The organism is uncultured Campylobacter sp., from assembly GCF_938015785.1.
In the GTDB taxonomy this organism is placed as follows: domain Bacteria; phylum Campylobacterota; class Campylobacteria; order Campylobacterales; family Campylobacteraceae; genus Campylobacter_B.
On sequence record NZ_CALLWC010000052.1, the window covers coordinates 1 to 13,567 of the forward strand.

The 13,567-nt window shown below is 39.5% G+C and carries 7 protein-coding genes; all 7 read right to left on the bottom strand.

Annotation, left to right across the window (positions count from 1 at the left end):
- Nucleotides 1–233: 233 nt before the first annotated feature.
- On the bottom strand, nt 234–608 hold the full coding sequence (locus Q0393_RS07700) for a hypothetical protein (RefSeq protein WP_298979198.1): 375 nt from the start codon (nt 606–608) through the stop codon (nt 234–236).
- Between the two features lie 48 nt (nt 609–656).
- Nucleotides 657–845 carry a hypothetical protein gene (locus Q0393_RS07705; RefSeq protein WP_298979200.1) on the bottom strand — a complete coding sequence of 63 codons (189 nt, stop codon included), beginning with the start codon at nt 843–845 and terminating at the stop codon, nt 657–659.
- 10 nt (nt 846–855) lie between these two features.
- Entirely contained in the window at nt 856–1,362 is a 507-nt protein-coding gene (locus tag Q0393_RS07710; protein WP_298979203.1) for a hypothetical protein, read from the bottom strand.
- Nucleotides 1,355–1,744 (bottom strand): hypothetical protein, encoded by a 390-nt coding sequence (locus Q0393_RS07715; protein WP_298979205.1) that lies wholly within the window; start codon nt 1,742–1,744, stop codon nt 1,355–1,357. The genes Q0393_RS07710 and Q0393_RS07715 overlap by 8 nt, the downstream gene beginning before the upstream one ends.
- A gap of 121 nt (nt 1,745–1,865) precedes the next feature.
- The gene (gene imm40, locus Q0393_RS07720) at nt 1,866–2,210 is read right to left on the bottom strand and encodes an Imm40 family immunity protein (protein ID WP_298979206.1); all 345 of its coding nucleotides are present in this window, start codon (nt 2,208–2,210) and stop codon (nt 1,866–1,868) included.
- 11 nt (nt 2,211–2,221) lie between these two features.
- On the bottom strand, nt 2,222–11,047 hold the full coding sequence (locus Q0393_RS07725; protein ID WP_298979208.1) for a hemagglutinin repeat-containing protein: 8,826 nt from the start codon (nt 11,045–11,047) through the stop codon (nt 2,222–2,224).
- 255 nt (nt 11,048–11,302) lie between these two features.
- Nucleotides 11,303–13,318 (bottom strand): ShlB/FhaC/HecB family hemolysin secretion/activation protein, encoded by a 2,016-nt coding sequence (locus Q0393_RS07730; RefSeq protein ID WP_298979211.1) that lies wholly within the window; start codon nt 13,316–13,318, stop codon nt 11,303–11,305.
- Between the last annotated feature and the right edge of the window lie 249 nt (nt 13,319–13,567).

A 13,567-nucleotide genomic window follows, 5' to 3' on the forward strand; every position in this document is an offset into this window, starting at 1 on the left:
TCCATCGTAACTTACTGCTCCTTTGTGTGAGCTTAAGTTAAAGAGAGCCATTTTATAATATCGCCTCTTTGTAAATTATTGTCGAAGGTTGATATTAGTAAGATAGTCATATAAAGTCCTTTTTAATTAAATTTATAATCGAAAATTTTCTTCTACCTCTTACGGGTATTATCTTTTTATAATTTCTTTTCATGGTCCTTCTTCCGTTTTATTATTAAATCGCCGCGCACTTACTAAATTCCTAAATACAAAATATATAAATCGTTTTTAATTGCCGAATCGATTAGTTCCAATAGACCGTCTAATTGCTCGATAACCGAGGATTTATTTAGCGCGCAGTTTTTATCAAAAACAATCTGCTCATCCGCGCTCAAGAAAAGCGACCTCCAACAGCATATTATATCTCTAAATTTAGCTTTATCTTCTATCCAGCTATAGCCATAGTAATTTAGACCTTTTTTCAAATTTGCCTCATCGTTCCATGTGGTTTGCACCCACTCAAGAGAGTGCAAAATATGAAGTATCAGATCATCGCTAATTACTACGCAATGCTCTTTAGAGAAAATATTTTCTTTTGTCTTTTTGAGTAAAAATTCATGTTTAGGCATACAGCTCCTTATTGTTTTAAAATATGACTTTAATAAAGCCCGATCTAGTTATTCGCCAAATTTCATCCAGGCTGCGGCGTATTCTGGCGTTTCATTCCTAAAGTATTTGCTAATTATCTTATATTCGCCTTCTGGAAATATCTGCTCTTGATAGGCGTTAAAATACGCCCTGTTTTTCTCTATAAAGAAATAGATATATTCCTCGTATTTGCCCAAATCGGTCTTTATTAAGCGCATTTGCCAATCCTTATAAATTTTTGCCCTTATAATACTTCTCCCAAAATTTTATAGCGCTTTTTATCTCTTTTTCAAAATGTTTGAATGGTATATAAATTTCTTCTTGTTCGTAGGGCTTTAACTTTTTATATTTCTTGGAATGCGTAATTCTCGCAATATCTTCATAATTTTTTTGTAAAAAATCTATGATTATTTTTACCTCATCTATGCTAAATTGTTTCGCTCGTGCTCGCCGCATAGGCGGTGTAAATGCTTGAATAAACATATCCTCTATAACCTCCTCATCGCCGAAGCGCTCATAAAAATCAATAAAATCCAGGATATAATACCTAAAAGCATAGTCATTGAAAACCTGCAAATCTCCCGATAAGAGCTTGATCGTGCTATAGTCTAAATCGCACAGATCTTGCTCGACAAGCTCATCCTTTTGTACAGGATTTGTTATAATTTCCGGCTTTTGCAGTTTAAGCCGCGCCTTTAGCGCTTTTATTTTAGTATGCAATTCAAATTTATCCATCTAGGCAGTATATGTCGTTGTCCAAATCCACATTATTATCTGCTAATAGTTTCAGTAAATTTGCATTATAATATAGACCGGGCAAGCTATTATAACTGTAAACTACGACTCTTAGCAGCTTTTTCACGCTTTGTAATTTTATACTCCTCGCGACATTTATATCTGCCAAGAATTTTTTAATTAGATCTCCCGCAAAAGGTATATCATAAAATTTTTCCTCTATGCTAAAGCCAAAATTTCTGTATTTTAAAATAGAACCTTTTAGTTTCAAATCTCCTTTTTGCCAGACTTTTGTTGCAGATATGCCGTTGCTGCTTATTGTTTCGGATAGATCCCTATCGCTTTCGATCGATAGTATTAAAACTACTTTGTTGCCTTTCAAAGCTACTCCTAAAATCTTTTATATCCCATCTACGCACATATTGTCATTTAGTTTGACACACATTTTATATTTATCAGAATATGAGCAAAACCAGCATATTCTGCATTGGAAGTTAAAATTTTCATTTGGACACCCGCCCGGGGCAAATGACCGGGCAATATGCAAAATCATCTCCGTTTCTAGCGCGATACTTAGTGATATATTCGATCGCTACTTCGAATGCATTGTCATCCCCCTCGTTTGTACACCAGCAATCGTATGTAATTATGGGCTCATTGCCGCTTAGGCGATATACATCCCCTCCGACGATAAGCATATCTCTATCTCTTGCGATTTTTAGCACCTCCATTACATCATCAAATCTCCAAGCGATTCCATAAATTCCGTACTCCTCCCTTAAGCGTATACCGCGCTCCAGCAGATCCTGCGGCACGATATTTACGTAATCTTCATCTATAAATGACATAATCTCCCCTTTCACTTTGTTTTTGGGTTAAAAAATCTATGTTTGACAGTTTTGCCATCATTTTCTATAAAAATCTCAAATACTCCATCCCTCCCTCTATAAGAACCTTCGATATAAACTCCAGTCCTCTCTATACCATCGTTTCCTTTAAATTTTGTAACTTTACCGTATTTGCCAAAGGCGAGTACTTCCTCTGGAAACGCATGAAAATCCTTCCGCGTCATCTGATCTATTACCTTTTTATCATAAACAATATTTTCTAAAGGATTGTCTACATTGGAATCCCCATCCGTCAATTTTTTCTCTACATCCTTTAATTCCTTATCGTCCTTTGATATCTTTTTTGAAGTAGTTTCAACCTTATCGGTTTTTGTTGCCTGCTTTGTGCTATCTTTGAGCTCCGGCGCCTTTTTTGATTTTTTTACAAAATTATTAGCTTCCGTGTTATTAGTTACGCTTGAGGTTGCTTGGCTAGTTGTATCGGATTTTACCTTCTTGCCATCTACATCTACCTGTTTCAAATGTTCTGTAGACGCAGGCTTAGTAATCTTGTTTTCAGGTGTCCCTTTTATTGCGGCTCCACCAATATCTCCAGCCTGGACTTTTGCCAACTTGGCATTTCCCATAGTCTTACCGTCAGGAATCACCTTCTCGATATTTTTTAAGCCCTCTGCCGCCTTTGCACCTTTAGAGACAGGGAGTAGTGAAGCTGCGGCCTCGGTATCCCTTTTGGTTACGGCTTCATAGTCTGCCAGCACCATGTCTAAATTGCCCTTATAAAAGCCGATTTGCGCCGAGTCAAAGGTATCCGACATATAGTTTACTGCACCTTTTGCCACTTCTATTGGATCAATACTAGCTAGTTTGCGCTTTCCTTCAACGGCTAAATTGTATATACCTTCTGTAGCTATCTTATTATATGCTCCTTTAGCAGTATCATATGCTCCCTCAACCGAATTAGAAATAAAATTCCATCCTCCAGAAATAAAGCCTTTCCCGAAACCAGCTATATCATCTAGAAAAGGCTTATCTACTTTTAGATTATCAATGTAGAAATTTTGATTATTAATGAAGCCATTTAGATACATATACCTCTCTTTATACTGAGAAGCAGTAGGATTAAAGGCATTTGTTCCGTCCAGGTCTTTATTGTAGAAGTCGCTTTGCTTAATATACTCCTTAGCTAAGCCTATATCCGCTAGCTCATCATCGCTTAAGCTTTCTTTGTAGGCTTCATTAAAAGATTCATCGCTTAAAGATATTCCCCCTTTAGCCAGTATCTTTTTTGCTTCATCGTCCGTATATCTCTTAGAGGTAGCCTTTTGAATGTAGTCTTTAAATTTAGCTATTTTTTGCTTATCGTTTAGCCACTCCACCTCTTCCTGATGCAACTGCCTATTCGCCCCCTTCTGTTTATCTAGCCTGGAGAATTCTTTATTGTTGCTTGCGTAGTAGTTTTGATTGATACTACTAGGATTATTTATCTTAGCAGAGCCGTAGCCACTGCCATATGAGCTAAGAGCATATCCGTAGTATCTAGCGACTGCGTTTCCGAAATTCTGTGAATAGGTCGAATGATCGTCTTCGTTTTGGAGGAAGTTTATGCCTCTTTGATGATCCATAGCTCTTTGGCTTTCTGTAGCAGAGGTAGCGACTAGATCCTTTGTGCTTTCGTTGTTTTTTATATTGATATAGCTGTTTTGCGTCTGCAAGGAGTAAAAGCCCATTATCTGCTTACCGTCTCTACCGGTCTCATCGGTGTAGATAGTTTTTGTTTGATTTGGGATGTAGCCTAGGTTTATCATTACCTGTCTTGTGATATTTTGCGTTATGGCTTGTTTTTCTTGATCAGAAAGCTCATCGCTTTGTAGCATCCGTCTTAGCTCGGGATTGTTTGCTATCTCTTGCCTTACTGCGTTTACCGTCATAAAGCCTTTGCCGTTTTCACTGAAAAAGTCTTTAATACTAACTCTATCGGTAGTTGCTATTTGGTATATGGCATCGTATATGGTAGAGGCGTCTTCATAATCTCTTTTTATCTCATTCCTTCCCCCTTCGCTAAACAACCTCATATCCACGCTTGCATCAACGTTAGAGCTTAGCTTGGTAGAGTATAGCTCTTTGCTTAGCTTGGAGCTATCTCTGTTTAATCTAATAAGATCGTCTGAGTTATATAGAGCTTTATTGTTAGGATCAGATTGTAAAGAAGCAAGCTCATCTTTGCTTAAAGAGCTTATATCTTTATCTCCTACTATAAGCTCTCCTTTTCCTATAGTAGCTAGGCTCTTACTCATAGAGTAGGATAGGTTTCTATTATTAGCGTAGTTAATCGATGAAATTTTAGACTTAGGATCGGTAGCGCTATCTTTAGCTTCAGCGTTCTTGCTCTCTTTAGATTGAGCACTCTCGCCCTCTTTGTTTCCCTTTTCTTGTTGAGGATCTTTAAAAGCATAATTCGTTCCTATGCTTAAAGAATTTGATTTGTCGTATCTAGTGTTACTTAAATTTGAAAAAGTTAGGGTATCTGTTTTTAATCTAAGCTTGCCGTTATCTATGAAATTTCCATTCTCATCATAGTAGCCTGCGGCTATTAGTGAGCCTTTTAGATCTGTGTTAGATCCTACATCTATATTTAACTCTTTAGCGGTTATGCTTGAGAGCACGGTTTGTTTTACCGTAGTGCTTGATTTGGATCTGGAGTAGTTGGCGTTTATGCTTGAAAGCTTAGAATCCTTATACCTTACTATGTTGTTGCCTATGTCATAGGGATTGTCCGGATCGGAGGTTGTTTTAGTTCCGCTTATGCCTATACCTGCCCCTATGGAGCTAGATTTGCTATCGTAATTATAGCTATCTCGCAGGCTTGCTAGGCTTAGATCATGTCCTACCTTTAAAGCTAAAGCGTTATCCGCTCTAAGGTTAGCTCCTTTTATTAAAGCATCGTTACTAGCTAAAGCATATATATTATGTCCTGCATAAACTTTAGCGTTATTGTGGCTAAGGCTCTCTTCTTTCATATTGCTTTTAGAATAATCAAGTCCTGCGCTTCCTCCTCCGCCTCCATACATAGTAGCAGATACTCTTCCGCTTATGGTTTTAGAGCTTTGTTTAGCCTCATAGCTATCCTGCGAAGCTTCCATAAATAGATTATGAGTGCTTAGGTGTATATCGCCCCTAGCATATAAATTTGAGCCTTTGATATTTATAGCGGTATCTTTATTGCTATCAGTTAAAATTTTAATATTATTGCCGCTAAGATTAGAGGCTACGGAGCTACTTGATTTAGAACTATCTTTGGAAGTGGTTCCGCTAAGCTCTGCAGAGGCGCCGACGCTAAAGCCCCAGGTAACCCAGCTAGAGGATGCGGCAGATCCTTGAGAGATGAGGGCGGCGGTTTTAGAGGCTACGTTAGCCGTAGCTAGAGCGATATTTGATAGATAGTATTTCTCTTCGTCCTTTACGTCTTCTATTATGTTTTGTAGGTCTTCGATATCGGAGTAGTCTATGCCTACCTCTTTGGCCTTATAGCGGTTTTTTAACTCGACAAGCTTGTCCTGTAGAGCATTTTTCTGATCCTTATACTCCTTATATTGCTTTTTGGTCTGATTTAGCTGTTTTATCGCTTCTTGCAAGGCGATAGCCGCAGGCGCGATCTGGGCATATTCGTTTTGTACGGTAAGAGATAGGGAGCCTTCCAGATGCTTAGAGTTAAATGAGGAGCTTGCGGTATCGGTGGAATTTATTATATTTATATTTCCATCTTTGGATATTAAGTTAAGATCCTCCTTGGCCTTTAGGTTTGAGCCTATAACGCTTAGGCTATTATCCCCTCTAAGCGTTATATTTTTAGCTTCCATATTAGAAGAGACAGCCTTGGTGCCGTATAAGTTCGTATTGGATTTATCGTATGAGGCATCGGCTAACTTTACTTTGATACTAGTGTCCTTCTTAAGCTCATCTATGGACTTAGGCTTCATCTGACTTAGAATATCTTTTACTTTAGCAACAGATACAGAGGTGCTTTTTTGCAAGCTTTGTTCGCCATATTCGTTAGCGGCAGCGGATATCGTTAGATTTTTGGCGTCTATATTTATATCTCCGCCCGCTTTCATATTTGAAGTTATAAAAGCCGTAGGAGAGTTTAAGCCTATATCGCCCGCAGCTTTGATATCAGATAGTTTCGATACACCTTCTTTTACCTGCTTGCTATTATAATCCGATCTATATATCTCAGTAAAGGTCTTGCCGCCTATCTTTTCTACTCCTATAGCAGCTATAGCATTTTCCGGAGCTATGATAGATGCTGCTACCAAACCGGAATATGTTAAAACCGATATAGGGTTGAATCTTGTTCTTTTATGGACGCTTAGCTCCTGCTTATACTCCTTGGCTGCTAGGATATTTATGGAATTTCCCGCGCCCAAGTTTAGATTGCGTCCGCTTGAAACATCCGCAGATATTAAGTTTAGATCGTTCTTCGCTCTTAAGTTTATATCTGCCGTTTCACTCGATAGGGAGGAGCTTTGTAAATTTTGCTTATAAAGCGAGTGCATATCCATGCTGGCTTTCAATCCGCCTAAAGAGGATTTGGAGCTATTTTTATATTTTAAGTAGTTATAGCTTAGAGGTGATATATTTATGTTGTTTCCCGCCTGCATATCTATCGCATCTTTAGCTTTTAATGCAGAGCCTGCTATATTGATATCAGCTTCTTGCGAGCTAAGCATTATATTTTTAGCCCTTATGCTAGTAGGTACTACGCTTTGATTTAAAGCTTTAGTAGTAGTGCTTTTTTTGGACGCAAAGCCCTTTTCTTTAAATTCGCTCTCGTAATAGGCGCTATCGATATCTCCACTTAGATTTATGGAGTTCTTAGCTTGCAGCAAAGCATCTCCGTTATGCGCATTAATATCCGCTCCGCTTATGGCTATACCGCCTGCTTTAATTAGGATATTATCTTTGGCGTTAAGCTTGGAGCTTGTATTCTTAACGATATCCTCTTTATAATGTCCCCCTTTGCTTTTAAAGTTATAGCTTAGCTTCTCCTTCGCGCTATTTATATTTACGTCATTTACGGCGTTTAGGATCAAATTTGCAGCAGAGTCTATGCTTGCTCCGGTTACGGTTATATCGCGAGCTGCATTTAACGCTATGCCGCCTTCGGTAGATTTTATATTTGAGATAGTGCCTATATAGGTGCCGCTTTGATCGCCGTAGGCTCTATTTAAGTTTATCTCTTTACTTAGAGTTTTATGTACTATATCTCTGCCCGCATTTAAGCTTACGCTACGCCCTTGTATCAAAGAGGAGGCGTTTATTATATCCTTATTAGCCGATATGCTTAGGGCGTTCGCGGCAATAATGGAGGCGGAGTTTAAATTTGATACACTGCCGGCTTTTAGGTTCATATTTGATCCCGCGTAGATTATCCCTTCGTTTCTAAGATCGCCGTTTACGCTTAAATTTATATTGCCTCCTGCGTATATCAAAGAAGGAGCAGAGCTAAGTAAGGTACCGTCATCTTCCTCCTCTGAAGAGTTCAAGGATGTCCTTTTTTTATCATAAAGCAAGCTTAGTTTATTGTGCATATATGAAAAATCCGGTATCAGCTCGCTATAAACGTAGAAGGTATTATAAAATTTACTGCTTATAGGTGAAAAGAGATTGTTTATATAGCTAGGTCTAATAATATCTTGCATATCCGCTTCGTTATTAAGGCTAGGCGCGAGATCGTTTTTATTGAGATTTAAAGCGTTAGGATTACCGAGCCCCTTGCCTATTAGGGAGTAATCTATTTTAGAAAAAGCTTCCTTTATAAGAGTAGGAGCGTTACTAGAGTTTATCTGCCCGTGTGAGTTTAAATTTGAAATATCACCCGCATAGCCTTTTATATCTTTTTTAGCTCCTATTATGGAGATAATAGCAGGCTGGGAGTAGTAGATATTCTTTTGGTCGCTATAGCCGCCTTTACCGCCGTGACTTTTATGTTTCCATCTATACTCCGCCTGGCTCGTTATACTATGATTTAGACTTAAAGAGCGGTTGTTTAGGCTTTTTACATTTAAGAGCAGATCGTTATAGGCATAAATTACGCTCTTATCGTTATTTAGCTCATCTATGTTAAGGTTGCTATCCCCTGCGGAGATTATGTTTGAGCTCATAAATTTACTTAGGCTATCTTCCGTTATATACTCTTTATTGATGCTGTAGCTTATCTGCCTTAATCTCTCCTTCTTATGAGGCTTGCTTCTTCTTATGCCGAAGAGATTGTCTTTTAAGCTTAACGTTATAGCGTCATATAGCCTAGTATCCTCCCCCGGAAGCCTAGTATTTTTATATAAACTTAATACGTATAGATTCATATCTTGCTTGCTAAGCTCCTCCATGATCTTAGCGTTTAGCTCGTCTGGGCTAATATTAGGATTTTGCTTAAGGATGCGCTCTTTTATCTCTGCCGCATTGACCTTTAAAGGGATGGCTACGCTGCTGCAACCCCAGCCATCGCCATTGCAAGTAAAATCTATATTATAACCGGTGCTTTGAACTCTCTTTACGGGCTCGTTAACCGAGCGGTTGTTTAGCTTTTTAGCATTGATATTAAGAGCGCCCCTTGCATATATCAAAGAGGAGGCGTTAATGATCTCGTCTACTTTGCCCTCCCCGCCTCTTTCATTAAAAATATTTAAATTTCTTTGAGAGATGATGTTGGATAGCGCTTCGTTGCTAAGAAAGCTCGTATTTATAACTATATCCCCTCCGCTAAGTATATTGGACGCGTCTTGATTGAGGATATTTTTAGCGTTTACAGCCATGCCATTTTGCGCATAGATGAGAGCTTTTTTGTTGATTAGGCTTTCAGAGTTTGTTATCAGCTCGCCGCGCGCGATTAAAGAGCCTAAATTTAAAATTTGCTCCTTTGCTTTTAAAGCCAAATTTCCAAGTGCGGCTATGATGCTTTCGTTTTTGATGCTCTTTGCGTTTATGATCAGATCTTTATTGGAGATCAGCCTTTGTGAGGCGATAAAATTTCCTTGTAGGTTTAAGTATATATCGCCGCTTGCGTAGATCCCTCCGTTATAGCTCAAATCGTCCTTTAGTCCCAGATATAAACTACCGTCAGAGCTTAGCTTACCTAAAGCGCTTAGACTATCTAAATTTAAGGCAAGATCTCCTTTGGAGCTTATAAGTCCCTCTTCATTATTAAGAGCGCCTTTGTTTATGATTAAATTTCCTCCGCTTAGGATAGAGCCCTTAGAGTTATCTATGCTGTCGTAGCCTAAAAGAACGCCTCCTAGGGAGATGATCTTTGAGCTTTCGTTGCGTAGATTGTTGCCGCGCAAGCTTAAGCCCTCTTGCACTATAAAGGTAGAATCCGCGAGGTTATAAAAATTTGGAATTTCGGAATCCAGCGCCCTTAATACCATCAAGCTGTTATCGTTTAAAAGGCTATCTTTTATATCCAAATAGCTTTCGTTTGAAAGTATCGCTCCGCCTATATTTGATATATGATCCGCGCTTATTACGCTAAGCTCGTTTTTGGAGGGAGGAATAACTCCTGTTTTGGAAGGGTCTTTGGTATCGTCCAAGCCCAGCTCATTTAGCCTTTCGCTCTTAGCCGCTCCTATTACGGCTCTATCTTTGTTGCTTAGGCTTCTAGCCTCTATCTTTAAGGCGGAGCTTGAGCTTATGGTGCCTTTTATATTATCTAGCCTATCCGCTTTTAGCTTTAGAGTATTAGCCTGTATATTTCCTCTGTTTTCTACCGAGGAGGCTTTTATACCCAGATTGGAGGCTGAAATTTTAGAGCCCTTTTGGTTGGAGATGGTCTTTGAGCTGATTTGAGCCTGTCCGTTGGAACCTAGCTTTCCTTCATTTATCAGATCTCCGTTAGCGTCTATCTTTAAAGAGCTGTCCGCCAAGATAGCCCCTTTATTATTGATGCCCGCTCCATCTTTAGTAGATATTATATTTATCTTGCCCGCGTACATTCCGCCTAGAGCCGAGGAGTCTATGGATACACCCCTAGGATGCGATCCTCCTTCTTGCTCGATCTTTAAATTATCCTGCCTCAATCCGGAGTTTGTATTTTTTAAAGATACCTTACCATCCGTCGCTACTGCGTTTATCTCGTTTGCGTAAATTTTACCCTCCAGCTTTAGGCTATTAGATATTACGTTTAGATAATCTCCGTTATCGTTTAGGCCATTCGCTCCTATATTTATAGAGCCTTCCTTGCTTATGTTTAGGGATTTAAGATGCCCATTTTCATAGGAGGGCGTGGCGGTGCTTAACGTAGTAGAGGAGGAGTTTATTATGGTAGCGCCGTTTACGTTGATGCCGCTAGGATTAGCGATGATAAGATCGGCTTTTCTGCCCGCTATCTCTATATTACCCTGTAAATTTGAAGGAAGAGGCGAGTTTACCTGATTGATTATAAGCTTGGCTTCGCCGCGATTGAGCCTCGGATTTGGCGGTATATAGCCTGCAGTTTTACTTATAGCTCCGCTTTGAGAGTTATTAAATACCGTGCCCTCTTTAGGAGTGTTAAGCTTGGAATATTCGTTGATAGAAATCCCCTTATCGTTAGGAGAGGCGATATCTATTTGAGTGGCGGGAGCATTCGGAGTTTGAGACACCGAAGCTCTATGATTTACGGGGGCGGAGTTATCGGGTATTATCTCGCCGTAGAAAAGGCAGGGCGTCACTAAGCCGAGAAGCAAAAGAGCGGCAAGGCGCTTGCTTACTTGGGTAAAGGCGCCGAAATATTCTTTTGTATCAGTAGGGGCGCTAAGACGCCCTGCGCCATTAAAAATAGAGCTTAAACATAAAATTTGCATACTAATAACCTCCGATTGCGATGGGTTTATATCTTAAATTTCTTGAATACTTTCTTAAAAAAATAGTAAATTTAGGATATTTTATTTAAAATTTATTTGAATTAGCTTTGGAGTTCGGTCTGGGCGCAGGATTGCTATTTCTCGGCTCTTAGTATAGCGTATCTGCGCTAAAATAGTTAGTAAAATTTACTAAGAGTTATATAGTCTTCGTTTATATTAAACGCCGCGGTAAGCGCCGATAAAATTTCGCTAAATTTAAAAGTCGTAGCCTAAAGAGAAATTTAAAGCGGGGCTATCCGTTTTAAAATTTTCCGGTTTGCTGATAGGAAAAGCCGCCAAAAGATCATAGGTAAAAGAGCCCGAGATGTTTCCTCTCAGACCTACACCTCCTCCGCTAAGCATTTCGCCCTCTGCTGGATAATCTTTTCCCCTAGAGCTAAGCTTGCCGACATCAAAGGCTAGGTAAACGCCGTTATTTTTAAAATACTTATATTCCAAGGTATTTCTTATATAAAAGCCGCTATCTCCAAGCAGGCTCATCTGAGAATCAAATCCTCTAACGCTATAATATCCGCCGATATTTAGCCTATCTATAGGGCTAAGATGGGTGCTGGCTCTTCTTGCGTAAAGTTCCAACTCGTAACTTAAAGGGATAGCGGAGGATCTGGTTTTAAAATTTAACGCGGCGTTTATCAAATGATATCTAGAGCTTCCGCCGCCGAAGTCTTCATCGGGCGCTCTTAGGGCGTTAAACGCTCCGCTAGATTTTAGGTACGAAAGCATCATCTCTACTGAAGAGTTATCAAAGAATACCTTTGATTTTAGCCCCGCCTCATAGCCGCCTTCGCGCTTTCTTTGGTTGCTAAGTTCATAATCTTGTATATAGTTTTTATACTTTTTTTGCCAAATTCTAAAAAACAGAGAATTTTTGGAGTTTTGATTTCTAAAATATACGTAGTTAAGATCCAAATTTCTTCTAACGCTGCTTCCGCTATAAGTATAAAGCTCATAAGCTCCGGGCACTATTTGATCATAGGTGTATCTGTTCTGCCAAAAGGATAGAGAGAAGTATCCAAAAGGTATACTAAAGCCTGCGTAGTAGTTAGCTGATCTGCCGCTTTTGCTATCATCCCCTAAAGATTTTTTATCTCCTCTTAAAAAATTCCTACCGTAAGAAGCAAATACGCTCTCGTTTAATCCAAGTAAATTTAAGCCGTAAAGCATAGCCGTGCTTTGGTATTTGCCGCTAGATTTGGAGCCCAGATTATCCGCGCTTAGTCTAAACAGCAGAGGCAAGCTTTGCTGTTTAGAAATATTGATATCGGAATAGCCCTGCTTTGCAGAAGGGCTTAAGCTTATCTCCGCCTCGCTTCTTGAAGCGGCATTGAAATTTTCCATAGCCTGCTCCAGATCTCTTAAGTTTAAAATCTCTCCCCTCTTATCGCCGCCGAATGCGGTAAAGGTGCTCCTTTGGTTCTTGGCTTCAGAGCCTGGCTCAAGCGATATCTCGCCTATGCGTCCGGGATGCAGAGCTAAAAGAAGGGCGCCCGAGGAGATGTTTTGCTGGGGGATGGAAACGGAGGTAGTAATAAAGCCTGCGGATATGATTTTATTGTTATACGCTCTTGCCAGAGCTAAAATTTCATCGCCTCCCAAGCAATCGCCGCTTTTAAATTTAAGCTCTTTTAGGGTTGAGTTTAAAATTCTTTCAAACCCCGGCGGAACTGAATGATCGGAATTTAAGGTAGGACTAATGGACTTAGCAGGGGTTTTTACTTTCGCGCGCCCCAAGTTTTCATCATTTGGTTTAGAGATAATGACGCCCGAGCCGGCACCGTCTTTAGGGTTGACAGCTGGAGTTTTTGGATCATCTTTGTTTTTAGATTCGTAATCCGCTTCGTTAAATTTAGAATCCGCGCTACTTTTCTGCTCATCTTGCGCTTCTGCGTTAATAAGTTTGATCTCATAAATTTTAAAGCAAATTCCTGCTTTCTTGGGCTCTGCGATTACGCTTGAAGCGGGAGACTCTTCGCTGCGTATCGTTATGAAGGAATCCTCGGCGCCTTGTCTAATTGATCTTATTCTTTGCTCTTCGGAATTTATGGCGCCAGAAATATCGGCAGGGGTAGCCATAATCGCTTTAGGAGCTAAGCTTAAGCCTATAAAGATAGAGGCCAGAATAAGCTTGACGCTTTTAACGCCACAGGGTTGCAAAGAGGCTCCTTTAAATTTACTATCGTCGAGATAGAATAATGGTTTTTGATCAAACATCGATTGCGCCCATTTTTTACAATTGGAATATCGCCGCAAAAAACTTTATAGTTTAAGCATGACAAAAGCATCTATTGGCATCTATTGGCATATATTCGCTTTTTATAGGCTTTGTCTTCCGCTAGGAGCTATCAATTAAAATTGGCGATAATACACTAATTTTTTAAATTTTTTGGTAAGGTTTCTTAGGTTTTGGTGCTAATTGAGATTTTAGATTTTATCACACCCGCAATCTCGATCTTTTTATAG